Genomic DNA, 25,746 nt, shown 5'->3' with positions numbered 1-25,746 from the left:
CAACTCAGCCTTGTGCGTCGCTCACCCCTGATATTGCAGCACGTGCATGCCGGCGTTCCAGTCGGAGACGAACATCAGCCCGTCGGGCCGGACATAGGCGTCGCAGGTCTTGGCTGCGAGCCCGATATTCGGACGGGGATCGACCAGCTTTTTCGGCACCGGCGGCACCCAGTAGGCGATCTCCTTCGGTGCGAAGGCATCCCTGACGTCGAACACTCTCACGCCGGCATTGTTGTAGGTCGCGAAGATCGTCTCCTCGCTCTGGAACGAGCCCGGCCGGTTCTCGTGCAGATTATGCGGGCCGAAGGTGCCGTTCGTGCAGAAATCACGCTCGCGCGGGGTCGGCAGCGTTGCGATCGGCACCGGGTTCTCAGGCGCACGCACGTCGAGCACGAAGGTGTGGAACAAGCCCTTGGCGCATTTCTCCGCGTTGGCTTCGTCCGCGACGATCGCGAGCTGTCGCTTCGGCAATGGCAGCGGCGTATGCGTGCCGCCGGCGAAGGGCGGCGACCAGTTGATGTGGGACAGCAGCTTTGGATTTGCGGGATCGCTGATGTCGTGGATGGTGAAGCCGCCATCGCGCCAGGCCGCATAGCCGCGATCGCCCGCCGTGATCATGTGATGGAGCGCAAAGCGCTTGCCCTTGGGCGTCGCCGGCTCGCCGGCCGCGCGGTTCATGCCCGGCAGCCACCACTTTGAGACGATCTCCGGCTTGGTGATGGTCTTGAGATCGACCACGCACAGGATGTGGTCGGTGAAGCCGTCGAAATGCGCCGACACATAGGCGTAGCGGCCGCCCGGCCACCACAGCCGATTGATGCCGAATCCGGGCATTTCGAGGAACGCGATCTCGCGCATCTCGCCCGGTTTCGAGATGTCGTGGATCGACAGGCCGGAGCGGAATTTCTTGGTCTTGGTGATGCTGTCGACCAGCGTGTTCTCGAAATAGCCGCGCATGTTGTCGTAGGACTGCATCGCGACGATGTTGGCGCCGTTCGCCACCAGCAGCAGGTCCTCCGCCGCCTGCAAATGGTGGGTGCGGGTGTTCTGCCCCGCGGTGAAGAAATTGACCGGCTTCAGTGCGCGCGGATCGGAGGCGTCCAGGATCGTCACGCCATCGCTGAACATGTGTCCGACATAGACGTGCTGCCGGTTGAACATCACCTGCACGCTGTCGGGGCGGCCGCCGATGTCGCTGTAGGAGATGTGCTGGATGCCCTTGCCGATGCCCTCCGGCGGAATGTCCGCCTCCGAAGCCGAGGCCGACCTCGACCACGCCGACAGCGCGGCGGCTCCGAACACACCCGACAATTGTTGAAGGTGGCGGCGGCGAGAGACTTGAGGCATCGATTTCCCCCCATTTTTTTGGAGGGATGATGCTCGCTTGCAGCGAGGCATGCAAGCCTCTCGCGCTCTCACCTAAAGCATGATCCGGAAAAGTGCGCAGCGGTTTTCCGAAAAGATCATGCTCAAACAACAACCTAAAGCGCGATGACGATTCATCCAAATCTCGTCGCGCTTTAGACCTGCACCACCTCGTGCCGCATCACGAACGGCGCCAGCAGCGTATGCACCTCGCCGGCGACAACCTCACGCTGATCCGGCGGCAGGCCGGTGAGCGTCACGGTGGCGATCGAGCCGTGGCTGCCATGCGCACCGACCTTCACCCTGCAGTCGATGCCACGCTCGGCGAGCGGTGCCAGCACCTTGGTGAACACGCGCTGCGCGGCGTCCCAGCGCAGCTGCGGCTTGAACACCTTGCCGACACCCGTCACCGGCATTGGATCGATCGGGATGACCTGCACCGGTACGGCGGCGCGCTCCGGCGTGCGCTCGCGCACCCACGTCTCCAATTCGCCCGGCTCAACGCTGGCGCCCGGCTTCAGTTGCACGTAGCCCACGGGCAGCTCACCCGCGTAAGCGTCGGGCTGGCCGACCACCGCGGCGAAGCCGACCGCGGGATGGCGGAACATGATCTCCTCGATCGGCGCCGGATCGATGTTGTGGCCGCCGCGGATCACGAGATCCTTGGCACGGCCGGTGATCCGGAGATAGCCGTCGGCGTCGAGGCGGCCGAGATCGCCGGAATTGACCCAGACCTCGTCGACGAAGGCGCCCCTGTTGTGCTCGTCGTTGAGATAGCCGCCGAACACGCCGGGCCCGGCCATGATGACGACGCCGATCTCATCCGGCTTGCAGTCGCGGATCAGGCGGCCGTCGGCGTCGAGTTGCACGATGCGCACGCGCGCGTAAGGCATGGGAAGGCCGACCGAACCGAGCCGGATCGGCCGCCCCGGATAGGCCAGCGTGTGCACGCTCGAGGTCTCGGTCATGCCGTAGACCTCGACCACCGGCAGCTTCAGCTTGTCCTGGATCGCAGAGCCCACGGCGACGGGAATCGCCGAACCGCCGCCGGCGGCATATTTCAGGCTGGAGATGTCGGCATTGCCGGGCGGCACGGCAAGCGTCGCAGCCAACACCGTCGGCACGCTCGACAACGCCTCGGGTTTGAAGCGCTCGACCAGTCCCCAGATGTTCTTCACCGAGTTCGGATTGCGCCAGCCGCTCGGCGACAGCACGACCAGCGAGCCGCCGCACGACAGGGTCAGCAGCACTTGCGTCAGCGATCCCCCGACATGAAACAGCGGCATGCCGAACAGCAAATTGGAGCCCGGCTTCGACTTCAGCAGCAGGCTGAGCGCCCAGGCCTGATAGACCTGGTTGGCATGGGTGTGCCGCACCAGCTTTGGCGTGCCGGTGGTGCCGCCGGTGTGGAAATAGGCGGCGATATCGGCACCCGAAATCTTGCGCCCGCTGATAAGCCGGTCCGCCGGCTGCTGCTTGATCAGGTCGTTGAACGCAAAGACGCCCTTATCCGGATCGCCGCCGCCGAACACCTGCACAACCGCCTTGAGGTGCTTCAACTGCGGGCGGATCTGCTCGACCTTCTGCCAGATATCGGTGCCGGGCATCGGCCCGAGCGCCACCAGGATCTTCGTATTCGCAGCTTCCAGGATCTCCGCGATCTGGTGCGGCTCCAGCAGCGGATTGACAGGATTGGCGATACCGGCGGCTTCCGCAGCGAACAGCGTCACGAAGGCATCGGGCACCAGCGGCAGCATGAAACTGATGACGTCGCCCTTCTCCGCGCCGAGCGCGTGAAACATGTTGGCGGCCTGCGTCACGCGCGCAATGAAGTCGCGATAAGTGACCACGACCGGCGTGTCGGACGGATCGGCATTTTGCAGGAACTGGATCGCCGCGCCGTCGGGGTTGCGTGCAGCCCCAAGCTTGATGGCGTCATAAGTGCTCTCGGCCGCGACGCGGTCCGCGTAAGGGACCCGCTCGAAGGCACGGACCTCATCGTCGGTCAAAAGGTCCGGATAGTCATTGCCGATCAGCCGATCGAGCGCATGGATGCCCGCCATGGAATTTCGTCCTCCCTCAGATGTCCCCGCCCCCTGTCTTTTGACATTTTGGTTTGGCGGGACCCGGCCGATGGCCGGCCGAGCGGGAACACAATGAGGGATGATTTGGCGTTCGTCCATTGCCTGGCGGCTGCGGCGACACGGGCCGGGTCGAACGGAATTTGAACCTCCGCACCCGATCCGGGGACCAAGAACTGGCATCAGATTCGCCTGCCAGCGTCCTGCCGCAAGACTTAAGGTGATCATGACCACGCCCCTGCGGAATTGCATTGCACCGCTCATCCTCGCGCTTGCGATGGCCTCGGCGGTCCCCCTGCCCCGCGCCGCGCTCGCCGCGGACAGCCAGCTCGAGAAGATGCGCGCCAAGATCGCGGCCTTCATCGGCGACAAGATGGAGAAACTCGGCGGCTCGCGGATCGTCTACAAGGTCGATACCGACGGCTTGCGCGAGAGCGCCCTCACGGATTTGCGTGACGACGTCTACAAGACCCTGCGCGAGGGCAAGATCGCCTTCTCGGGTCTTGCGATCCGCGACGGTGCGGTCGAGGTGAAGATTGCCGACGCCAAGGGCCGCGAACAACTCGCGCGCAAGCTCGCATCGGCCGCTGAAGGATTGCCATCACATGCGCTCACCGTGACCGACGGCGGCGACGGGCTGGTCAGGCTCAAGCCGACTGACGCCGCATCCGCCGCAGGGCTGCACGACCTCGTCGAGGATTCCATCGCCATGATCGAGCAGCGCCTCAAGGATGCCGGCATCAAGCTCGCCAGCGCCCAGCCTGATGGCACCGACCGCATCCGCATCTTCGTCCCGGGGATGATGGAGCCCGAGCGCGTCAGCGCGATCTTTGCCACGAAGGTCAAGGTCAGCTTCCGCATGATCGACATCTCGATGCCGGCGGAACAGGCCGAACTCGGCACGCCTCCAGCGGGCTCCGAAGTCCTGTTCGGCTTCAAGGAGAAGCGCGCCTATCTCGTTGCAAAGGACAGCGCGATCGAGGGCGACGACATCAGCTATGCCGGCCCGGGATTGGCGAGCGGCACGAACGAGCCGATCGCCTCGTTCCGCTTCAATGGCCGCGGCACGCGGCGCTTCGCCCACATCACGGAAGAGAATATCGGAAAGCCCTTTGCCATCGTGCTCGACGGCAAGGTGCTCTCCGCCCCGGTGATCCGCGAGCCCATCACCGGCGGCTCGGGCCAGATCTCCGGGAATTTCACCCTGGAAGAGGCCAATAGCGTTGCCATGATGTTGCGCGCCGGCGCGCTGCCGGGACACCTGACCCTCGTCGACCAACAGGTCGTGCAGCCCGCCGCCAAGCCCTGAGGCGGAACACCACCCGCATGTCCCTCCTCGTCCGGGGCCTCGGAGCTGCCGGCAAAGCCGTCCCCTGATCACGAATCACGGGGACGCCGCGGCCATACGCATAACCAACGGGCAATTGCCGAAACGCCCGATCAGGCTAAAATTTGCCTCTTGCGGCATGACGGCCGAAGGCTTCATTTCAAGCGGTCGTCATTCGATTTCCGCTATACGAGTACCCAAGGACTGAAGGCCTTACGCGGGGTTAGTACCATGCCGTCCGGCAGCGCAGACATTTCGTCGATCCTCGACCGCATTCTCGATGCGGCAACGGACAATCTCAGGATCGCAAAGATCCTGGTCCAGATGGGCCTCGATCCCAATAACGTCACCTGGGACGCGATCTTCAACCGGATGCTGGAGATCTTCGTCCACAACATCACGCTGGCGAACCTGTTCGCCGCGGTCGGCGCCGGCTTCTTCGTCGCCACGCTCCTGATGCGGACCATGGTGCCGCTGCGCGTCGCCAACATGGTCGGCTGTGCGTTCTTCGCCATGTTCGGCGCGCTCTCGGCCAACGTGGCGACGTTCCTGCTCTATCTCCTGCTGCTTCCGATCAACGCTCTTCGCCTGCGGCAGATGCTCAAGCTGGTCAAGAAGGCCCGCCATGCGGCCGAAGGCGACATGTCGATCGAGTGGCTCAAGCCGTTCATGACCGAGCGCAAATATCGCCGCGGCGACACGCTGTTCAAGCTGGGCGATCCGGCCAAGGAGATGCTCCTCACGGTAACCGGCAAGTTCCTGGTCAAGGAGATCAACGTCGAGATCCTGCCGGGCGCGCTGATGGGCGAGCTCGGCTTCCTCACGCCGGACAACCGGCGCACCGGAACGATCGAATGCATCGAGGACGGACAGGTGCTGACGATCACCTATGACCGGCTGCTCGAGATCTACTTCCAGGATCCGCAGTTCGGCTATTATTTCCTGGTGCTGACCAGCCAGCGCCTCCTGCAGAACATCGATCGCCTGCAGAAGCAACTCAACGCGGCGCGGGCGCCGACCACCAACAGGATCGCGTGATCCCCGCTCAGCTCAGCAGCAGCGCCATGCCGGGATCGCCCTTCTCCATCGCCCGCCGGTAGGCGGGACGCGCACCGATGCGGCCGAGATATTTGACCACGTTCGGACAGCGCTGGAGATCATAGGGCTGGAAGTAGCGCATCGTGGTGAGCGAGAAGCCCATCATGATGTCGGCGGTGGTGAAGGTCTTGCCCGCCAGATATTCGGCATCGCGAACGCGCGCATCGACCAGATCGAAGGCGCGGTCGACACGCCCTTTGGTCGCGACCAGCATCGGATTGTCCTCGGCAAGCTTGAGCCGGTTCAGGATCATCAGCCGGCCCATGCCGGCCTGCAGTGTGCCGTTGGCGAAGTGAAACCAGTACAGGAACTGCGCGAAATCGGGATCGTCAGGACGAAGCACGAGACGGCCGCTGCCGTACTTCGCCATGATGTAGTCGACGATGGCACCGGATTCGGCGAGCACGAGATCGCCATCGGTGATGACGGGCGCCGCCCCGATCGGGTGCAGCGCCTTGTAGTCGGGCGGCGCCAGCATGGTGACGGGATCGCGCGTGTAGCACTTCAGCGCGTAGGGAATTTCGAGCTCTTCGCACAGCCAGACGATGCGCTCGGACTGCGACTTGCCGAGATGGTGGACGGTGAGCATGGCGCCTCCTGCGCAGACGACGCGGGCGAAGGCGTCGTGTCGGTCGTGACGTTGCATCATACTCCGTCATTGCGAGCGCAGCGAAGCAATCCAGACCGCCACCGCGGAAAGATACTGGATTGCTTCGCTGCGCTCGCAATGACGACGTGGAGAGTGTGCCCCCACACTTTCCTCTCGTGCCCCGGACGCAGCGCAGCGTCACTTCGACGGTGCGCTGCAGAGCCGGGGCCCATGCGGCCGAGAGCAACCCCCGCAACCTGGGTCCCGGCTCTGCGCAGCAACGCTAAGTGGCGTTGCAGCGCGTCCGGGACACGAGACCGTCACCCTACCCAGCCTCGTCCGTCACCATCCACGTCACCACGCGGTCGCGGCGGATGAAGTGGTGCCAGACGGCGGCCACCACATGAACCGCGATCAGGGCGAGCAGCACATAGGCAAAGAGGATGTGGCGATCCTCATAGGCGCGCGCGGCTTCGCGGTCGGGAGAGGTGAATTGCGGCACGTGAAACAAGCCGAAGAAATCCGAATAATCCGGCGTATGCGCGCCGGAATGGGCCCAGCCCAGCAGGATCACGACGATGACGGCGAGGTAGAGCGCACCATGGCTGATGCGGGCGGCAAGCCTCTGCCAGGGCTGGCTGTCGGGCGGCAAAGCCGGCGTCGGATTGGCAACGCGCCAGACCAGGCGCAGCAGCGTGAGCAGCAGGATCGCATAGCCGATGTCGGCATGGATCGAGCGGTAAAAGAAGCGGTCGGGGCGCGCCGGAATGTGGTTCATCCACCAGCCGAAGCCGATCATGCCGATGATGGCCAAGGCCAAAATCCAGTGCAGCCAGCGGGAAATGCTGCCCCAGCCGTGACTGGTGTTTCTGATCATGTCGGGTCTCCGGAATTTGCGGGCATGTCCCCACCCGCAGTGCAATATCGCTGCCTGATAGCGGGACAATGCGGGAATCACGAAATTGAATCGTTCCAAATTGGTGGCCACGCGGCTCCGCCGCAAAACCGCCCCAAAAACCGAATGGTAACCATGAGCCCTTAAGGTAACGACGTGACCAATTTCCCGACGATCCTGGTATTCGATTCCGGCCTTGGCGGGCTCACGGTGCTCCGCGAGGTCGTGGCCGCGCGCCCGGACGCGCACTATGTTTACGTCGCCGACGACGCCTTCTTCCCCTACGGCCACCACAGCGAGGACGAGATCATCGCCCGCGTCGTGCCGCTGATGGGTGAACTGATCGGCACCCATGATCCCGACCTCGTCGTCATTGCCTGCAACACGGCCTCCACCCTGGTCCTGTCGCACCTGCGCGCCGTTTATTCCCTGCCCTTCGTCGGCACGGTGCCGGCGATCAAGCCGGCCTGCGCGCAGTCGAAGTCCCGCCGCGTCTCGGTGCTCGGCACCAAGGGCACGGTGAAGCGCGAATACACCAAGGCGCTGATCCGCGATTTCGCGCAAGGATGCGAGGTGACGCTGGTCGGCTCGCCCGAGCTTGCCTCGCTGGCCGAAGCCGAGCTGAGTGGCGCTTCCGTCAGCGACGAGGCCATCCGCGCCGAGCTTGTCCCCTGTTTCGTCGGCGAGGAGGCGGGCGCGCGCACCGACACGGTGGTGCTGGCCTGCACGCATTATCCCCTGCTGCTCGACCGCTTGAAGAAGCTTGCACCCTGGCCGGTCGACTGGATCGACCCCGCGCCCGCAATCGCCCGCCGCGTCGCGGACCTGCTCGGTGCGCGCACAGGCGGCCTCACGCAGTCCGGCGCCGAGATGATCTTTACGTCGAACCGCGTGCATGGCCTCAGCGCCATGCTGACGCCGTTCTTCGGCGGTCGCGCGGTGGCCTGACTTTCCGCATTGACGGCGCGCTGCTAGGCTCCGCCATCGTCATCTCTGCGCAGGTCATCACATGTCGGTCCCCGCAAAGCCGCTCAATCGCCTCCGCCAATTGTGGAGCGAGGGCCGCCCCGCGTTCGGTGCGATCGCGACTATCCCGAGCGTGCAGCTGGTGCAGATCATGGCGCGCTCGCTCGACTGGATCATCGTCGATCTCGAGCACGGACCGATCGGCCTCACCGAAGCACATGCGATGATCGCCGCGACGACGGGCACGCCGTGCACGCCCCTGGTGCGGATCGCCGCGAACGAGCCGTGGCTTGCGAAGGCGCCGATGGATATCGGCGCCTTCGGCATCAATTTTCCGATGATCAGCAATCGCGACGAGGCCGAGAAGGCGGTGCGCAGCGTGCGCTATCCGCCGCGCGGCGATCGGCTCTGGGGTCCCTTTCACGCCCCGTTCCGCTGGGGCCAGTCGATGCCGGACTACATGGCTGGCGCCGACGACGAGATGATCTGCATGGTCACCATCGAGCATGTCGAGGCCGTCAACCGCATCGACGAGATCATGGCCACGCCCGGCATCGACGTCGCCGTCATCGGTCCCGGCGATCTCGCGACGTCCATCAACAAGCGCGGCCAGATGGACGATCCGGAGCTGTTGGAGCTGGTTGCGCGCGCCGAAGCCGGCATCCTCAAAAGCGGCGTGCCGATCGGCGGCGTGGCGCGCACCGCCGAGCAGGCCAACGCCCTGATCGACCGCGGCTACCGCGCGATCGCGCTCGGCTTCGACTGGTCGCTGTTCCAGCGCGGCATCATGGCGGCTTTCGACGGGATCAGGCGCTGAACAAGCCGACGACTACCTTGCCGGGAACTGCCGCGCAGTTAGGGTCGGCGGCTCCAGGGAGGAAAAACAACCATGCTCAAGAAGACTTTGCTCGCTCTGTCCTTCGCAGGCCTTGCCTTTACGGCCTTCGCCCAGCAGCCCGGCATCAAGCGCACCCCGCTCCAGAAGGTCGAATTCCCCGACGGCTACGCCACCGTCACCGCGATCGCGGAAGTCCCCGCGGGCGGTTCGGCCGGACGCCATACCCATCCCGGGGTCGAAACGGGCTACGTGCTGGAAGGCGAGCTCAATCTCCTGATCGACGGGCAGCCGGAAAAGACCCTGAAAGCCGGTGATTCCTACCAGATCCCGGCAGGCGTCGTGCACGACGCCAAGGCCCATGGCGATAAGGCTATGAAAGTGCTTGGAGTTTACGTCGTCGACAAGACCAAGCCGCTGGCCTCGCCGGCGCCCTGATGCGGCGAACCGACCGGCCCCAAGCGGGTTGGTTCGTGCTAGAGCAAGCGGCGAGCGGGAACCCCGCTCGCTGCACATATTTTAATCCGCGGGAACCGAAAGAGCGATGCGCGGGACACCCAAGACCATTTCGCTGCCGCGCCGCCTGATTTGCGACCTCATGCGCGCCTCGATGGACGTGCCGTTCGTCTCGCTCTCCCGTTCACTCGATGTTCGCCCCCTGCTGGAGGCCCGCGCAGGCGCGATGGCGCCGGCCGGCTGGGCTGCGATGTTCGTCAAAGCCTTTGCCATCGTCGCCAAGGATGAGCCGGTCCTGCGCACGGTCTACGCCAAATGGCCCTGGCCGACGCTCTATGAGCTGCCCAAGAGCGTGGCGTCGGTGGCGATCGCCCGGGTGGAGGGCGGCGAGGAATGCGTAATGCCGCAGCGGATCGCGGCTCCCGAGACCATGACATTGGCTGCGGTCGATGCCGAGATCCGGCGCGCCAAGACGGCTCCGGTCGAGGAGGTTCCCATGTTCCGCAAGGTCATGCGGGCCACCCGCCTGCCGCTGCCGTTGCGGCGGCTCTGCTGGGCGGTCGGGCTCAATTTCGGCCGCCAGCGCGGCAACTGGTTCGGCAGCTTCGCGGTGAGCTCGGTGGCCGCCTATGGCGGCGGTGAGCTCCATCCCATCACGCCGGGCCCGTTCATTGTCAGCTACGGTGTGGTCGAGGGCGACCAGTCCATCCATGTCGTGATTCGCTGGGACCATCGGGTCACGGACGCGGCCCCCATCGCCCGGGTCCTGACCCGGCTGGAACAGGTCCTGAACACTGAAATCGCTGCCGAATTGCGGGCAGCCGGGCCAAAGCCCATTCGGGCGGTTGGGACCTGATTTTGCGGCCATTCGCATTGACAGAACGGCCCACATTCACCTAAAAGCCGCCTGCTCGCGGGCCGATTTCGGCCCGCGAAGCGTTTCGCGACCCGTGGTCCTCTCCCTCTAGCTTTGGGGATCGGACCTGTCGGTGCCGGGCCTGGCCCGTCACACAGGAGGGCGCGTTTCCTCAAACCATGCAACCGAAGAGGACGCGATGACTAAGCGCAGTGAGGCGAAGTACAAGATCGATCGCCGTATGGGCCAGAACATCTGGGGCCGCCCGAAGAGCCCCGTGAACCGCCGCGAGTACGGCCCCGGCCAGCACGGCCAGCGCCGCAAGGGCAAGCTCTCCGACTTCGGCGTGCAGCTGCGCGCCAAGCAGAAGCTCAAGGGCTACTACGCCAATATTTCCGAGCGCCAGTTCCACGGCATCTATGTCGAGGCGAGCCGCCTCAAGGGTGACACCGGCGAGAACCTGATCGGCCTCCTCGAGCGTCGTCTCGACGCGGTCGTGTACCGCGCCAAGTTCGTCTCCACGATCTTCGCCGCCCGCCAGTTCATCAACCACGGCCACATCAAGGTGAACGGCCGCAAGGTCAACATCTCGAGCTACCAGCTCAAGGTCGGCGACGTGATCGAGGTCAAGGAAGCCTCCAAGCAGCTCGCCCACGTGCTCGAAGCCAGCCAGCTTCCCGAGCGCGAGGTCCCCGACTATCTCGAAGTCGACCACGGCAAGATGACCGCGAAGTACACGCGCATCCCCGGCCTCTCTGACGTGCCGTTCCCGGTGCAGATGGAGCCGCATCTGGTCGTCGAATTCTATTCGCGCTAAGATCTGAATATCGAAAGGCCCCGGTTCGCCGGGGCCTTTTTGCTTAAGAGCCACACTTCAGTGGCCGCAATGCTTTTAGGAGCCGTCTCATGCTCTACACCCCTCCTCCCGTTGATCCCAAAGCGCCGCCGGTGCGCATCAATCTGTTGTCGGACACGCAGACCAGGCCGACGGCCGGGATGCGCGAGGCGATGGCGCGGGCCGAGGTCGGTGACGAGCAGGTCGGCGACGATCCGACCGTGAACGCGCTGTGCGAGCGCGTTGCGGATCTGCTCGGCAAGGAAGCTGCGGTCTACATGCCCTCGGGCACGATGTGCAACGTCACCGCGACGTTGGTGCATTGCCGCCCCGGCGACGAGATCCTGGCACATGAGACCGCGCATATCATCGCCCGCGAAGGCGGCGCGCATGCCGCGATCGGCGGCTTCCAGGTTACGCAGCTCAAGGGGCCTGACGGCCAGTTCACGCCGGAGACGTTCCGGAAAGCGCTGCATCCGCGCACGCGCTACCAGCCGCCGCAGACCGTCGTCAGCGTCGAGCAGACCGCCAATATCGGCGGCGGCACGATCTGGAAGAAGGTAGCCCTCGACGAGATCGTCGCGATCGCCAAGCAGCACGGCCTCGTCACCCACATGGACGGCGCGCGCCTGCTCAACGCCACCGTCGCCAGCGGCATCTCTCCGCGCGACATGACCGCGGGCTGGGACTCGGCCTGGATCGATTTCTCCAAGGGCCTGGGCGCGCCGATCGGCGGCGTGCTCGCGGGCTCGCGCGCCTTCATCGATGCGGTCTGGCAATGGAAGCAGCGCCTCGGCGGCTCGATGCGGCAGGCCGGCATCTGCGCCGCCGCCTGCATCTATGCGCTCGACCATCACGTCGAGCGGCTCGCCGACGACCACGCCAATGCGCGCGCGCTCGCCCGCGGCCTGTCGCAGATCGCGGGCATCGAGGTGCAGGAGCCGGAGACCAATCTGGTGTTCTTCAAGCCCGACGGCGCCGGCATTCCCGGCGACAAGATGGTCGCAGCGCTCCGCCAGCGCGGCGTGACGCTGGCGATGATGGACGGCCGCATCCGTGCTTGCACCCATCTCGACGTGAATGCGGCCCAGATCGAGGAGACGATCGGATACGTGCGCGAGATCGTGCGCGGGGCATAATCAGAGCGTTTTCGAGCGAAGTGGATACCGGTTCGCGTAAAGAAAACGCGTCAAAACAAGAGTCTACCGCCCCATGGCCTGATAGATCAGCGTCTTCAGCGCCAATTGAATCCGGCCGCGCTGCGACGGCGTCTGCACCATGAAGATCCCGAACAAATCGTCCTCGGGATCGATGAAGAAGAAGGTGCCGCCGACGCCGTCCCAGCGATACTCGCCGAGCGGCCAGGACGTGCCCTCCGGCACCGAGGTTCGCACGGCGAAGCCGAGGCCGAAGCCGGAGCTGCCGCCCGGATAATAGTTCTGGTCGCGTGCGATCTTCGTTTCCGGCCCGATATGGTCCCTGGCCATCGACGCAATCGTCTCTGACTTGAGATAGCGCCGGCCTTCAAACGTGCCGCCATTCAGCAGCATCTGCGAAAAGCGCGCGTAGTCGCCAATCGTCCCGACGAGGCCGCCACCGCCCGACTCCCATTTCAGCGGTTTGCGGGGATCGCGAACCTGCGTCATCGGGCTGATCGCGCGATCCCCAGGCATCGGCTCGGCGATGCGCGGCCACTTGGCGGGATCGGCGACATAATAAGCGGTATCAGTCATCCCGAGCGGATCGAGCAGCCGCTCCTTCTCGAACTGAAACAGCGATTTCCCCGAGATCACCTCGATGATGCGGCCGAGAACATCGGTGGAGAGGCCATAGTCCCAGATCGTGCCGGGCTGCTCGGCGAGCGGCAGCGTGGCGATCTTCGCGACGAGCTCGGCATTGGTCGAAGCCTTGTTGTCGAACAGACCGGCATCGGCATAGAGCTTGTTCACCAGGCCCCCGCCGTAATAGCCGTAAGGAAGCCCGGCGGTGTGGCGCATCAGATCCTTGATCGTCACGGGACGATGGAGCGGCTCGAGCGCGAGCGAGACCTTGCCATCCTCGGCCTTCGTCTCGACGCCGACCTTCATCTCGCCAAAGGCCGGGATGTATTTCGAAACGGGATCGTCGAGCGAGAGCTTGCCCTCCTCGACCAGCATCATGGCCATGACCGTCGTGATCGGCTTCGACATCGAGTAGAGGCGGAAGATGGTGTCCGCGCTCATCGAGAGCTCGGTCGCCGCGTCGCGGACGCCGAAATTCTCGTAATAGACCGGCTTGCCGTGCTGCTGCAGCAGCAGGATCGCGCCCGGAAACGTTCCGGCGACGATCTCCTTCTGGATGTAGTCGGAGACCTTTGCGAGGCCTTCAGGCGAGAAGCTGCGCGCGGCGCGCGTCTCCGAGCCCGCTTGCGCACCGGCCGCACTCAACAGCAGAACGAGCGCCGCGAACAGCGCACGGCGCCCGAACATGTCAATTCTCCATGGCTTCATAAACCAGCAGCTTCAGCGTCCGCTGCACGCGCTGGCGCTCGGTCGGGGTCTGCTCCAGAAGCACGAAGAACATGTCCTGCTTGGGATCGATCACGAAATAGCAGCCGGAGGCGCCGTCCCACTTCAATTCGCCGAGATCGCCGGGCGGCGGCGGCTTGGCGTTGCCGGGATCGGTGCGGACCGCCAGCCCGAGGCCGAAGCCGAAACCGTCGCCGGGGAAGTAGAAATAGTCGCGATCAACGCCCGATTTCGGACCGATCTGATCGGTCGCCATCAGCTTGAACGTCTCCGGCTTGAGGATGGTCTTGCCGTCGAGACTGCCGCCGTTGAGCAGCATCTGGGCGAAGCGCTTGTAGTCCGCCATGGTCGTCACCATGCCGCCGCTGGCGAACATGATCTTCTTGACGACCGTCGGATCGTTGATGCGGCCGACGCGGAAATCGGCGTCATTCGGCACCGGCTGCGCCAAGAGCTTCTGCTTCTCGGGGTCGGTGACGAAGAAGCCGGTATCGACCATGCCGAGCGGAGTGAGCAGCTTCTCCTGCATGATGTCGATCAGCGGCTTGCCCGCCGCGATCTCCATCACGCGCGCCAGGATGTCGGTGGAATGGCCGTACTGCCAGAGCGCGCCCGGCTGGTTGTGCAGCGGGAGTTTCGCGATGCGCTCGGCGAACTCGGCGAGGTCGAAATCGCCGGCATAGATGTTGGCGTCGCGATAGGCCTTGCGCACCAGGCTGTCGCCATAGAAACCATAGGTGACGCCGGAGGTGTGCGTCATCAAATCGTGCACCGTCATCGGCCGGTTCGGCGGCACCAGCTCGAGCGACTTGGTGCCGTCCTCGGCCTTCTTCTCGACGCCGACCTTCACATTGGCGAACGACGGAATGTATTTCGAGACGGGATCATCCAGCTTGATCTTGCCGTCCTCGATCAACTGCATCGCGACCACCGAAGTGATCGCCTTGGTCATCGAGAACAGGCGGAAGATGGTCTTGTCCGTGATCGGCGCCTTGCTGACCACGTCCTGCACGCCGAAGGCCTCGTGGTAGACCGGCTTGCCGCGTTGCTGGATCAGCACGGTTGCGCCGGCGATCTTGCCGGTCGCGACCTCGTTCTTGAAGAAGTCACTGACTTTGGCGAGCTTGTCCTGGTTGAAATGCGCGCCGGCCGGAATCTCGTAGGTGCCCTCCGCGCGCGCCAGCGACATCACGCCGAGCGACAACAATGCGCCATAGACAAATGGGCGCCGTCCAAAATGAAAAATCATATCCCCTCCCCGGAACATGGTCCGGCGGAGTGTACCGACCGCGTCATCAGGCACAAGAGCTGCCGTATCGCACCAAAACGTCCGTATGGAGTGCGGCACTTGTCTCCGAGAAACAGCAAAATATGACGTGGGCAACCAGCGGCGCAGCCGGCAGGGCTTCGATGGTCGCATGGACCGCGATCTTTGCGGCCTGGTCGGCCGGGAAACGATATACGCCGGTCGAGATCGCGGAGAAAGCCAGCGAGTTCAGCCCATTGGCCTGGGAGAGCTCCAGCGCACGGCGGTAACAGGAGCGAAGCGCCTCCGCCTCGCCGCGGGTGCCGCCGTACCAGACGGGACCAACCGCGTGGATCACATGGCGGGCGGGCAGACGATAGCCCTTGGTGATCTTGGCATCGCCGGTCGGGCATCCCCCGAGCATCCGGCATTCGGCGACAAGCTCGGGCCCGGCCGCACGATGGATCGCGCCATCCACGCCGCCCCCGCCAAGGAGCGACGTGTTCGCTGCGTTGACGATGGCGTCAACGCTCAGGGTCGTGATGTCGGCGACGATAACGTCGAGCTCCGCGCCGCCAATCCGGCGCGACAGCACGGTCACGCCCTTAGGCCGCGACGACGACGCCCTTCTCGGAGAAGAGCTGCTGCAATTCGCCGGCCTGGAACATCTCGCGGACGATGTCGCAGCCGCCGATGAACTCGCCCTTCACATAGAGCTGCGGGATGGTCGGCCAGTTCGAATATTCCTTGATGCCGTTGCGCAGCTCGGCGGATTCGAGGACGTTGAGGCCCTTATAGCCGACACCGATATGGTCGAGGATCTGGACGACCTGGCCGGAGAAACCGCACTGCGGAAATTGCGGCGTACCCTTCATGAACAGAACCACGTCGTTCGACTTCACTTCATTGTCGATGAATTCCGCGATGCTCATATCCGTGTCCTTCTGGGGCAGAGCCCTCACCAATTGCTTCGGGCCGGCTCAGCCGATTTAACCCGATACCTGCCTATATATGTAGCCCAAACCGTTGTGCATCCAAAGTAAAATGGCGGCGAACGGTCGCTGTCCCGGGCTTCTCCTCGCCTTCTCCTGGCCTTCTCCCGGCCTTGGGCGGCCGGCCCCGGCAGCGCCGGCCCATTGCATGATGACACGAATATCATCCCCGGAGAGGACTTTCATACCGTAACGGAGCCCCTATCTAGGACGAACCTTGGTTTTGGAACCGGGCAACGCCAACAACGTTCTCTTGTCCTGTCTGGAGAAAAACGTGACGAAACCAGCCTCCGCCACGGCCGCCCCCGCGCTTTCGTCACCGTCCTCCGAGGAGGGCAGCCTGGCCCAACGGCTGGAAGAGGCGTTTCTCGCGGTTCGCAACGAGAGCGAACGCCGGGCCGCGCCGCTGTCGCCCGAGGACCAGCAGATCCAGTCCATGCCGGATGCGAGCCCTGCGAAATGGCACCGGGCCCATACCACCTGGTTCTGGGAGCAGTTCTTGCTCGGCGAGCACGCCTCCGGCTACCGGCCCTTTCACCCCGATTTCGCATTCCTGTTCAATTCCTATTACGTCAGCGCCGGCCCGCGGCATGCCCGCAACCATCGCGGCGACATCACCCGTCCGAGCGCAGACGAGGTCGGCGCTTACCGCAAATATGTCGATGCTGCCGTCGTCAAATTCTTCCGCGAAGCAAGCAATGACACGCTTGTGGCCCTGGCGCCGCTGGTCGAGGTCGGGCGCAACCACGAGCAGCAGCATCAGGAATTGATGTTCACCGACATCCTGCACGCCTTCGCGCAGAATCCGGTCTATCCGGCCTACGACCCGGCCTGGCGCTTCCCGGCGGCGACGCGTACCGGCGACGACTGGCTGACGCTCAACGAAGGCATCCACACCGTCGGCCATTTCGATGACGGCTTCCATTTCGACAACGAGAAGCCTGCCCATCGCGCCCTCGTCGGCCCTGTCAAGGTCGCGCGCAATCTCGTCACCAATGCCGAATGGCTCGCCTTCATGCGCGACGGCGGCTACCGGACGGCAACGCTGTGGCTGATGGACGGCTTTGCCGCGGCCAGCAAGGAAGACTGGCAGGCCCCGGGATATTGGCGCGAGGTCGATGGCGCATGGCAGGTGATGACGCTCGCGGGCCTCAAGCCGGTCGATCCCGACGCGCCGGTCTGCCATGTCAGCTATTACGAGGCGGATGCGTTCGCGCGCTGGGCCGGCAAGCATCTCCCAACCGAGATGGAATGGGAGGTCGCAGCCCGCACCAGGCAGCTCAACGACGCCTTCGGCATCGTCTGGCAGTGGACCCGCAGCTCCTACTCGCCCTACCCCGGCTATCGCGCCGTCGAAGGCGCGCTCGGCGAGTACAACGGCAAGTTCATGGTCAACCAGCTCGTGCTGCGCGGCTCCTCGCTTGCAACTCCGGAGAACCACAGCCGTATCACTTATCGCAACTTCTTCTATCCGCACCACCGCTGGCAGTTCACGGGACTGCGGCTCGCCGAATACGTCTAGTCTTTAATCCGACGACAAATGCGCGCCGGACAGCGCGTTCAGGAGAGTATCATGAATGTGCACGCCAGCGCTTTGGCCGAAGCCCATCTCCCCGACGAGCAGACCACCGCTTTCGCCCGCGAGGCCATCGAGGACCTCTCGCAGCAGCCGAAGAAGCTGTCGCCGAAATATTTCTATGACGCGACCGGCTCGGAGCTGTTCGAGGCGATCACCAAGCTGCCGGAATATTATCCGACCCGCACCGAGCTCTCGATCCTGAAGGAGCGCGGCAGCGAGATCGCGAAGATCATCCCGGAGCATGCAGCGCTGGTCGAGTTCGGCGCCGGTGCGACCACGAAGGTCCGCCTGCTGCTGAGCCACTGCAAGTTCGCGGCCTATGTCCCCGTCGACATCTCCGGCGATTTCCTCAACGCGCAGGCGAACGGCCTGAAGCGGGATTTCCCCTCGCTCGGCATCTATCCGGTCGCGGCCGACTTCACCACGCCGTTCGAGCTGCCGAAGGCGGTGGCATCGATGCCCAAGGTCGGCTTCTTCCCGGGCTCGACCATCGGCAATTTCGAGCCGCATGAAGCGCAGGCCTTCCTGAAGAGCGCGCGCGCAATTCTGGGCCGGGGCGCGCAGATGATCATCGGCGCCGACCTCGAAAAGGACGAGCGCGTGCTGCACGATGCCTACAACGATGCAGCCGGCGTCACCGCCCGCTTCAACCTCAATGTCCTGGTGCGCATCAACCGCGAGCTCGGCGGCAATTTCGACCTGTCCGCCTTCACCCATCGCGCGATCTACAACCGCGAGCGGCACCGCATCGAGATGCACCTGATCAGCAGGAAGAGCCAGACCGTGCGCCTGCTCGGCACCAGCTTCTCGTTCAAGCCGGGCGAGAGCATTCATACCGAGAACAGCTACAAATACAGCCTCGAGCGTTTTGCCGCGCTGGCGCAGGGCGCCGGCTGGCGCGTGCGCGAGAGCTGGACGGACGCGGCAAAGATGTTCTCGGTGCACGCACTGGAGGTCGCGGAGTAAGAGCGCCGGGAGCTCAATGCTCCCCGGCCTCCTCCACCTTCGATCCCAGCGACACCGACTCCCACACCGCGACCACGATCATGATCACGGTCGTTGCGACAGACAGCCAGAGCGGCGACAGGTCGGCCGCGAACCACCACAGCACCAGCAGCAGGATGATGCCGATGCCGTGCGAGAGCTGGAGGAAGCCGCGGATCGAATGCTTGAACAGGATGGTGCCGATCAGGAACACCAGGGGTCCGCCGATCGTGCTCACGATCGTCCTGAGATCGGAATGGCCGGTCGGATGCTTCAGCACCAGCTCGTCCGAGACCGCGGTGAGGATGATGCCGGCGACGATCGGCATGTGCAGATAGGTGTAGGCGAGCCGCGCCAGCCGGCCGGATTCGGTGGATTTCGAGATCCGCTCGGAGCCGGCCTCGGCGCCCTTGTGGAAATAGACCCACCACATCGCGATGCTGCCGACCAGCGCCGAGACGAAGGCGAGGATGTTGTCGGCGGTCCACTCCAGCTCCGCAAAGGTCGCGCCATTGACGACGATGGCCTCGCCGAGCGCGATGATGATGAAGCCGGCGCAACGCTCGGCCATGTGGTTGCCTTCGACCGCCCAGGCCTCGACCGACGAGAAGCCCAGCTTCGGGACCCAGAACCGGACCGCGGGCGAGACATACTCCCAGGTGACCGCCGCGATCCACAGCCATAGCCGGGTCTCTCCCTCGGAAAGACCGCCCGCGATCCACAACACCGCCGAGATCGAGAGCCACGTCAGGATGCGGATCGCGTTGTGCCGCACCGCCGTGCGATGGCGCGGGGTCGCGAACAGCCAGAACCCGGTGCGCCCGACTTGCATGGTCGCATAGGCGATCGCGAACCACAGGCCGCGCCCCTCGAAGGCGGTCGGAATGGTCGTCGACAGCACGAGGCCGCCAAGCATCATCAGGAAGATCAGGATGCGGACCGGCGTCAGATCCGGATTGAGCCAGTTGGTGACCCAGGCGGTGTAGACCCACACCCACCACACCGCGAGAAACAGCACCGTGACGTGCACCGCGCCGAGCGGGGTGAAATGGTGCAGCAGCGTGTGCGACACCTGCGTGACGGCGAAGACGAAGACGAGGTCGAAGAACAGCTCGGCATTGGTGACGCGGCTGGGCTGGTTCGGCGTGATGACGCGAAACATCGCGCCGCGCGAATGCTCAGCAGCCATCGTCGTCTCCCGTCGCGCTGGTCAGCTCAGGTGCCCGGCACCCCGGTTTGCAGCGCCAGCGCATGCAGGACGCCGCCCATCTGGCCGCGCAGGGACTGATAGACGATCTGGTGCTGCTGGACGCGGGACTTGCCGCGGAAGGATTCCGAGATCACGGTCGCGGCATAGTGATCGCCGTCGCCGGCGAGGTCGCGGATGGTCACCTCGGCATCGGGGATCGCTGCCTTGATCATCGCCTCGATATCGTGGGCGTCCATGGGCATTCGGGTCTAGCTCCTTATCTCGGCTGCAAAGCAGCCTCGTCATCGAATCGCTCGCCGGGGTCCCCGGGGCCGGCGGGCCAAACTTAGCGTGAACGGCCTTCTACGTCACGCTTTCCGGCACTATATCCCTGATCGCATCGGGACAAAGGCACGACAAAGTGCCGCGCGCGGCAGATTGATCGAAAGGGCGTGAAATCATGAAGCTTCCAGGGCCGGACCACCCCATCACCATCACCCCGAACCCGCGGCGCGTCCGTATCACGGCGGGCGACATCGTGATCGCCGAGACCAGCAAGGCGCTGACCCTGAAGGAGGCCAAATATCCGGCGGTGCAATATGTGCCGCGGGAGGACGCCAACATGGCCCTCCTGGAGCGCACCGACCGCGTCACCCATTGCCCCTACAAGGGGGATGCGAGCTATTACAGCGTCAAGGCCGACGGCAAGACGCTCGACAACGCGATCTGGACCTACGAGACGCCCTTCCCCGCCATGACCGAGATTACCGGCCATCTCGCCTTTTATCCGGACAAGGTGAAGATCGAGGAAGTGGGCTAGGTCCAGGGCGCTCTGACGCCGAGGGAGATCATGGATCACTCCCTCTCAGTCGATGCTGCTATCAATGCCGCGCAAGGCCGGAAGACTGATTGCAATCTCGTTGCTCGGGGCAGCCGGCGTCGCCATTGCGGTGACCGCTGCCGGGCTCGGGTTTCGCGCCTATCGCCAGCATCTTGCTGCGGAAACTCTCGCCATCCGCTCTCCCAACGGGGTGCAGGAGGGACGGTTCGTCGATATCGGCGGCATCAGGCAATGGATTGAAATCCGCGGCGAGGATCGGGATAACCCGGTTCTTCTGTTCGTCCATGGCGGGCCCGGAGGCACTACCTTGCCCGTCTCGTCGGGCTGGCGCTCCTGGGAAAAGCATTTCACTGTTGTGCAATGGGACCAGCGCGGTACCAGCCGCACTTATGGTGCGGCTGGGGAAGATACGCTCGCTCCAACTATGACCTTGGAGCGAATGACGCAGGACGGCGTCGAGCTGGCCGAATATCTGCGGGCGCATTTGCACAAGGACAGGATTGTCCTGGTCGGACACTCCTGGGGCTCGTTCCTGGGCATTCACATGGCGAAGCAACGCCCCGATCTGTTCTCGGCCTATGTCGGCACAGGCCAGGTTGTTGGCAGGACGACCTTCGAGAAGGCTTTCGAGCTCAAGATTGCGCGCCTGCAAGCGCTGGCGGCGTCGACCGGCAACAACGAGGCGCTGGCGGAGTTGGCACCGATCGCTGCGCGGCCGATCATGAGCGAGGAGAACCGCCTGATCGCCGAAAAGTGGAGCCGCGCGCTGGCCCTTCCCGTCGATCGCATCCAGCTTGCTGGCCAGATCCCGCCCCGCTTCATGCCGGATTTCTCGCTGCTCGATTGGTACAATTGGCGCAAGGGCGTCGCCTTCTCCACCAAATATCTGACCGGACCGGATGGTCCGATGGTCCAGCACGACACGGCCTCAATGGGGCTCGAATTCTCAATCCCCATGTTCTTCATCGAGGGCGATGCGGATGGCGTGACGCCCGGCGGTCCTGCCGAGCAATATTTCAGTCAGATCATCGCCCCGCATAAGGAATTTGTCTGGATTCGCGGCGGCGATCATTTTCTCCCGTTCAACCGTCCCGATGAGTTTCTGGCGGAGTTGCTTGCTCGCGTAAGGGCGTTCGCTCGTAATTGAGGACCTGCGCCTTACGAGCCGGCCCGGTCGAGCGGCTTCCCCGCTACGCCCTGAAGATGGTCAGCCCCAATATCAGCAGCGCCAGGAAGATCACGACGAAGACGTAGAACAGGAAGCGGGCGACATCGGCTGAGGCGGCCGAGATGCCGGTGAAGCCGAACACGCCGGCGACGATCGAGACCAGCAAGAAGATCAGTGCCCATTTCAGGATCGTCATCACCAGCTCCGAAATTGGTGCCGCCCGTTGCGGTCCTCGACTTTTCGCAGATGCTAACCTCGTTCCGCGGAACTGGTTCCTGACGGTGCCCACGGGTGGCGTGGCCCAAACTTCCCTTGCTGAATCGAGTTCCCGGCGGCACAGTCTGGCCGGACAGGAGCGACCGGGGCGGCCATGATGACGATGTCACAGTCAGCGACGATCGGCGCAGAGGTGCATGCCGCGCCGAAGAGCAAGGTGCGCAATTTGGCGATTGATCGCGCCCGCACCTTCCTCACCCTGGTAGTGCTGCTGCATCACGCGGTGATCCCCTATACTTATTTCGGTCATACCGATCCGAAGTACTTCTTCGGCTTCGACATGATCGTGCTCGCCACCGACAGTTTCTTCATGGCGATGTTCTTTTTCCTGTCGGGACTGTTCGCTTGGTCTGGTATCGCCCGGAAGGGACCGCTGAACTATTTGCAGGATCGTCTGCTTCGGCTCGCGCTGCCATTCGTGATCTGCGCCTTCACGATCATTCCGCTCGCCTATTACGCCATCTCACTGCGGCACCATCCCGAGATCGGCTTTTCGGAATACTATTGGAATATGATCACGAAGGGCCCGTGGCCGAGCGGGCCGATCTGGTTTCTCTGGGTCTTGTTCGCCTTCGACCTGATTGCCTGCCTCCTGCACCGGCTGTCGCCCAATCTGCTCGATCCGATCAATCGCCTCTCGCTGTACGGCCGCCGCCGGCCCGAGGCGTTCTTCGCGGTCATGCTCGCCGTCACGGCAGCGTTCTATGTTCCCGGGCTGATGCGTTATGGACCAAGCAACTGGTTCGAGTTCGGGCCGTTCTCGGTGCAGCATGGGCGCGTGATGCTCTATGCGAGCTACTTCTTTTTCGGCGCCGGCATCGGCGTTGCGAATATGGATCGCGGATTGCTCGCGGCAGACGGCCGGATGGCGAAGGTCAGCTGGGACTGGATGGTCCTGGCGATCGTCCCGTATTGCCTGTTGTGGGTGCTGATCTTCATCAAGCGCGAAATACTGGGAAATCCCTCGCCGTTGCCGAACTGGTATGAGGGGCTCTATGCCATCTGCTTCGCTGTCTTCAGCGTCGCCATCATGTTTCTGATCCTGGCCTTTTTCCAGCGGTTCAAGCAATCAGGTTCAGCCAAGCTGCTCGATCCAATGCAGAGCGACGCGTACGGCATGTTCCTGGTGCACTATCCGATCGCACTGTGGCTGCAATACTGGCTGTTCGACTATGACCTGCCGGCGATCGTCAAGGCCACGATCGGGTTTGTACTGACAGTCGCGGCGAGCTGGGCGCTGACGCGAGCGCTGCGGCAGATCCCGGGCGCGACACGCGTGTTGTGAGGCACGGCCTCTCGTCACGGCGAGGTCCGTAGCCCGGATGAGCGAAGCGATATCCGGGGTCGTGCTTCAAGCAACAGTGGTCCCGGATGACGCTTCGCTCATCCGGGCTACGGCACTGAGTTCGCGGCGGCGCCTTACGCCGCCTTGCCGCCCATATACTCCGGCAGCCAGCGCTCGAACGACTTGCGCAGCGTGTCGATCGTAACAGGCGCCTCGCCGGCGATCGCAATGGCATCGCCGCCGGTGGTGCCGATGCGCACGCAGGGCACCTCGCAGCCGCGCATCTTGGCGAGCACGCGGCCGGCTTCGGTTTCCGGCACGGTGACGAGATAGCGCGCCTGGTCCTCACCGAACCAATAAGCCTGCGAGACAAGCGACGTCGGCGCCGCCAGCAGCTTTGCACCGATGCCGCCGGCCATCGCCATCTCGGCGAGCGCGATCAGCAGGCCCCCGTCGGAGAGGTCATGCACTGCGGTCGCGGTGCCCGCATGGATCATGCCGCGCACGCAGTCGCCGTTGCGCTTCTCGGCAGCGAGATCAACCGGCGGCGGTGCGCCCTCCTCGCGACCACAGATGTCGCGCAGATAGACGGACTGGCCGAGCCAGCCATGGGTCTCGCCGATCAAGAGGATCGCCTCGCCCTCGGCCTTGAAAGCCAGTGACGCGGACTTGGTGAAATCGTCGAGCAGGCCGACACCGCCGATCGAGGGCGTCGGCAGGATCGCGCGGCCGTTGGTCTCGTTGTAGAGCGAGACGTTGCCGGAGACGACCGGGAAGTCCAGCGTGCGGCAGGCTTCCGAGATGCCCTTCAGGCAGCCGACGAACTGGCCCATGATCTCGGGACGCTCGGGGTTGCCGAAATTGAGATTGTCGGTGATCGCGAGCGGCTTGCCGCCGACCGCGGTGATGTTGCGCCAGGCTTCGGCGACGGCCTGCATACCGCCTTGATAAGGATCCGCCTCGCAATAGCGCGGCGTGACGTCGACGGTGAGCGCGAGGCCCTTCGGCCCGTCCTGTACGCGCACCACGGCGGCATCGCCGCCGGGACGCTGCATGGTGTTGCCGAGGATGACGTGATCGTACTGCTCCCACACCCAGCGCTTGCTGCACATGTCGGGCGTGCCGATCAGCTTCTCCAGCGCGGCACCGAGACCCATCGGCGCGACCACGTCGCGCGCGTGCACGACCGGCAGCGCGGCAGACGGGACATGCGGGCGGTCATAGACCGGCGCCTCGTCGCCGAGCTCCTTGATCGGCAAATCGGCCATGACGTCGCCGCCATGCTTGACCACGAAGCGCTTGCTCGGCGTGGTGTAGCCGACAATCGCAAAATCGAGCCCCCACTTCGTGAAGATCTCCTCGGCTTCCTTTTCCTTCTCGGGCTTGAGCACCATGAGCATGCGCTCCTGGCTCTCCGAGAGCATCATCTCATAGGCGCTCATGCCGGTCTCGCGGGTCGGCACCGCGTCGAGATCGAGGTCGACCCCGAGATCGCCCTTGGCGCCCATCTCGACAGCCGAGCAGGTCAGGCCCGCCGCGCCCATGTCCTGGATCGCGATGACGCAGCCCTTCTCCATGATCTCGAGGCAGGCTTCCAGCAGCAGCTTCTCGGCGAAGGGATCGCCGACCTGCACGGTCGGTCGCTTCTCCTCGGACTTGTCGTCGAACTCGGCCGAGGCCATCGAGGCGCCATGGATGCCGTCGCGCCCGGTCTTGGAGCCCAAATAGACGATCGGCATGTTCACGCCGGAGGCGGCCGCATAGAAGATCTTGTCGGCATCGGCGAGGCCGACGGCCATCGCGTTGACGAGGATGTTGCCGTCATAGCGGGTGTGGAAGCGCACCTGGCCGCCGACCGTCGGCACGCCGAAGGAATTGCCGTAGCCACCGACGCCGGCGACGACGCCGGAGACGAGATGCCGCGTCTTGGCATGCTCGGGCGCACCGAAGCTCAGCGCGTTCAGGCAGGCGATCGGGCGCGCGCCCATGGTGAAGACGTCGCGCAAGATGCCGCCGACGCCCGTGGTCGCGCCCTGGTAGGGCTCGATGTAGCTCGGGTGGTTGTGGCTCTCCATCTTGAAGACCACGGCCTGGCCGTCGCCGATGTCGATCACGCCGGCATTCTCGCCGGGCCCCTGGATCACCCAGGGGGCCTTGGTCGGCAGGCCGCGCAGATGGATGCGCGAGGACTTGTACGAGCAATGCTCGTTCCACATCGCCGAGAAGATGCCGAGCTCGGTGAAGGTCGGCTCCCGCCCGATCAGCTTCAGGATGCGCTCATATTCGTCGGGCTTGAGCCCGTGGGCGGCAACCAGTTCGGGGGTAATCTTGGGTTCATTCTTCATGGATTCGGGGCTTTCGGCGGCGTTTGGCCGT

25 protein-coding genes are annotated in these 25,746 nt (G+C 64.2%); 13 read left to right on the top strand and 12 right to left on the bottom strand.

The features are described 5' to 3' along the window. Positions 1 to 21 precede the first annotated feature (21 nt). Positions 22 to 1,347, bottom strand: a complete 1,326-nt coding sequence (locus tag XH79_RS33310) for an LVIVD repeat-containing protein (protein ID WP_212343155.1) — start codon at positions 1,345 to 1,347, stop codon at positions 22 to 24. A gap of 173 nt (positions 1,348 to 1,520) precedes the next feature. Continuing rightward, positions 1,521 to 3,428, bottom strand: coding sequence for an acyl-CoA synthetase (locus XH79_RS33305; protein WP_271584425.1), 1,908 nt, complete (start codon positions 3,426 to 3,428; stop codon positions 1,521 to 1,523). 244 nt (positions 3,429 to 3,672) lie between these two features. On the opposite strand from XH79_RS33305, the gene XH79_RS33300 reads away from it, so the two are divergent. Both XH79_RS33300 and XH79_RS33295 read left to right on the top strand, forming a co-directional pair. After that, a complete protein-coding gene (locus XH79_RS33300; protein WP_212343153.1) occupies positions 3,673 to 4,755 on the top strand; it encodes a SecDF P1 head subdomain-containing protein in 1,083 nt (360 codons plus the stop codon). A gap of 249 nt (positions 4,756 to 5,004) precedes the next feature. Further along, complete coding sequence (locus tag XH79_RS33295; RefSeq protein ID WP_212343152.1) at positions 5,005 to 5,811, top strand: Crp/Fnr family transcriptional regulator; 807 nt, start codon at positions 5,005 to 5,007, stop codon at positions 5,809 to 5,811. 7 nt (positions 5,812 to 5,818) lie between these two features. On the opposite strand, the gene XH79_RS33290 is transcribed toward XH79_RS33295, so the two are convergent. Both XH79_RS33290 and XH79_RS33285 read right to left on the bottom strand, forming a co-directional pair. After that, positions 5,819 to 6,460: a glutathione S-transferase family protein gene (locus XH79_RS33290; RefSeq protein WP_271584424.1), complete on the bottom strand. Its 642-nt coding sequence runs from the start codon at positions 6,458 to 6,460 to the stop codon at positions 5,819 to 5,821. Positions 6,461 to 6,785: 325 nt separating this feature from the next. Next, positions 6,786 to 7,337: a cytochrome b gene (locus tag XH79_RS33285; RefSeq protein WP_271584423.1), complete on the bottom strand. Its 552-nt coding sequence runs from the start codon at positions 7,335 to 7,337 to the stop codon at positions 6,786 to 6,788. 174 nt (positions 7,338 to 7,511) lie between these two features. Between XH79_RS33285 and murI the strand changes: the two genes are divergently transcribed. From murI to XH79_RS33255, 6 genes are all read left to right on the top strand, one after another. Further along, on the top strand, positions 7,512 to 8,303 hold the full coding sequence (murI, locus tag XH79_RS33280; protein ID WP_271584422.1) for a glutamate racemase: 792 nt from the start codon (positions 7,512 to 7,514) through the stop codon (positions 8,301 to 8,303). Between the two features lie 61 nt (positions 8,304 to 8,364). Continuing rightward, positions 8,365 to 9,138, top strand: a complete 774-nt coding sequence (locus XH79_RS33275) for an HpcH/HpaI aldolase family protein (RefSeq protein WP_212343139.1) — start codon at positions 8,365 to 8,367, stop codon at positions 9,136 to 9,138. A gap of 72 nt (positions 9,139 to 9,210) precedes the next feature. Then, a complete protein-coding gene (locus XH79_RS33270; RefSeq protein WP_212343138.1) occupies positions 9,211 to 9,594 on the top strand; it encodes a cupin domain-containing protein in 384 nt (127 codons plus the stop codon). Positions 9,595 to 9,700: 106 nt separating this feature from the next. After that, positions 9,701 to 10,468, top strand: coding sequence for an acyltransferase (locus XH79_RS33265; protein WP_271584421.1), 768 nt, complete (start codon positions 9,701 to 9,703; stop codon positions 10,466 to 10,468). Between the two features lie 199 nt (positions 10,469 to 10,667). Further along, positions 10,668 to 11,285, top strand: coding sequence for a 30S ribosomal protein S4 (gene rpsD / locus XH79_RS33260; RefSeq protein ID WP_212343136.1), 618 nt, complete (start codon positions 10,668 to 10,670; stop codon positions 11,283 to 11,285). A gap of 89 nt (positions 11,286 to 11,374) precedes the next feature. Next, a complete protein-coding gene (locus tag XH79_RS33255; RefSeq protein ID WP_271584420.1) occupies positions 11,375 to 12,442 on the top strand; it encodes a threonine aldolase family protein in 1,068 nt (355 codons plus the stop codon). A 63-nt stretch (positions 12,443 to 12,505) separates the two neighbouring features. Here XH79_RS33255 and XH79_RS33250 read toward each other — a convergent pair whose 3' ends face one another. The 4 genes from XH79_RS33250 to grxD are packed head-to-tail and all read right to left on the bottom strand — an operon-like array spanning position 12,506 to position 15,988. Next, positions 12,506 to 13,771, bottom strand: coding sequence for a serine hydrolase domain-containing protein (locus tag XH79_RS33250; protein WP_271584419.1), 1,266 nt, complete (start codon positions 13,769 to 13,771; stop codon positions 12,506 to 12,508). A 1-nt stretch (position 13,772) separates the two neighbouring features. After that, positions 13,773 to 15,059 carry a serine hydrolase domain-containing protein gene (locus XH79_RS33245; RefSeq protein ID WP_212343132.1) on the bottom strand — a complete coding sequence of 429 codons (1,287 nt, stop codon included), beginning with the start codon at positions 15,057 to 15,059 and terminating at the stop codon, positions 13,773 to 13,775. A 46-nt stretch (positions 15,060 to 15,105) separates the two neighbouring features. Beyond that, on the bottom strand, positions 15,106 to 15,657 hold the full coding sequence (locus tag XH79_RS33240; protein WP_271584418.1) for an O-acetyl-ADP-ribose deacetylase: 552 nt from the start codon (positions 15,655 to 15,657) through the stop codon (positions 15,106 to 15,108). A 4-nt stretch (positions 15,658 to 15,661) separates the two neighbouring features. Beyond that, complete coding sequence (gene grxD / locus XH79_RS33235) at positions 15,662 to 15,988, bottom strand: Grx4 family monothiol glutaredoxin (RefSeq protein ID WP_018647423.1); 327 nt, start codon at positions 15,986 to 15,988, stop codon at positions 15,662 to 15,664. Positions 15,989 to 16,271: 283 nt separating this feature from the next. Between grxD and egtB the strand changes: the two genes are divergently transcribed. Beyond that, positions 16,272 to 17,570: an ergothioneine biosynthesis protein EgtB gene (gene egtB / locus XH79_RS33230; RefSeq protein WP_271584750.1), complete on the top strand. Its 1,299-nt coding sequence runs from the start codon at positions 16,272 to 16,274 to the stop codon at positions 17,568 to 17,570. Positions 17,571 to 17,621: 51 nt separating this feature from the next. Beyond that, positions 17,622 to 18,593, top strand: a complete 972-nt coding sequence (gene egtD / locus XH79_RS33225; protein ID WP_271584417.1) for an L-histidine N(alpha)-methyltransferase — start codon at positions 17,622 to 17,624, stop codon at positions 18,591 to 18,593. Between the two features lie 13 nt (positions 18,594 to 18,606). On the opposite strand, the gene XH79_RS33220 is transcribed toward egtD, so the two are convergent. Further along, positions 18,607 to 19,800: a low temperature requirement protein A gene (locus tag XH79_RS33220; protein WP_271584416.1), complete on the bottom strand. Its 1,194-nt coding sequence runs from the start codon at positions 19,798 to 19,800 to the stop codon at positions 18,607 to 18,609. A 26-nt stretch (positions 19,801 to 19,826) separates the two neighbouring features. Further along, on the bottom strand, positions 19,827 to 20,063 hold the full coding sequence (locus XH79_RS33215) for a BolA family protein (RefSeq protein WP_011088461.1): 237 nt from the start codon (positions 20,061 to 20,063) through the stop codon (positions 19,827 to 19,829). A 197-nt stretch (positions 20,064 to 20,260) separates the two neighbouring features. Here XH79_RS33215 and XH79_RS33210 point away from each other — a divergent pair, with 197 nt between their 5' ends. Together XH79_RS33210 and XH79_RS33205 are read left to right on the top strand one after the other, a co-directional pair. Continuing rightward, positions 20,261 to 20,620: a DUF427 domain-containing protein gene (locus XH79_RS33210; RefSeq protein WP_212343125.1), complete on the top strand. Its 360-nt coding sequence runs from the start codon at positions 20,261 to 20,263 to the stop codon at positions 20,618 to 20,620. Between the two features lie 64 nt (positions 20,621 to 20,684). Next, positions 20,685 to 21,788 (top strand): alpha/beta fold hydrolase, encoded by a 1,104-nt coding sequence (locus XH79_RS33205; RefSeq protein ID WP_271584415.1) that lies wholly within the window; start codon positions 20,685 to 20,687, stop codon positions 21,786 to 21,788. A 43-nt stretch (positions 21,789 to 21,831) separates the two neighbouring features. Here XH79_RS33205 and XH79_RS33200 read toward each other — a convergent pair whose 3' ends face one another. Beyond that, complete coding sequence (locus XH79_RS33200; protein WP_018647430.1) at positions 21,832 to 22,005, bottom strand: DUF1328 domain-containing protein; 174 nt, start codon at positions 22,003 to 22,005, stop codon at positions 21,832 to 21,834. A gap of 174 nt (positions 22,006 to 22,179) precedes the next feature. On the opposite strand from XH79_RS33200, the gene XH79_RS33195 reads away from it, so the two are divergent. Next, positions 22,180 to 23,370, top strand: coding sequence for an acyltransferase family protein (locus XH79_RS33195; protein WP_271584414.1), 1,191 nt, complete (start codon positions 22,180 to 22,182; stop codon positions 23,368 to 23,370). Between the two features lie 134 nt (positions 23,371 to 23,504). On the opposite strand, the gene purL is transcribed toward XH79_RS33195, so the two are convergent. Further along, on the bottom strand, positions 23,505 to 25,715 hold the full coding sequence (gene purL / locus XH79_RS33190; protein ID WP_271584413.1) for a phosphoribosylformylglycinamidine synthase subunit PurL: 2,211 nt from the start codon (positions 25,713 to 25,715) through the stop codon (positions 23,505 to 23,507). Positions 25,716 to 25,746: the final 31 nt, after the last annotated feature.

This window comes from Bradyrhizobium sp. CCBAU 45389, assembly GCF_028128625.1.
Taxonomy (GTDB): Bacteria; Pseudomonadota; Alphaproteobacteria; order Rhizobiales; family Xanthobacteraceae; genus Bradyrhizobium; species Bradyrhizobium liaoningense_B.
The sequence above is the reverse complement of the archived record's forward strand: the minus strand, read 5'-3'. Positions and strand labels throughout refer to the sequence as shown.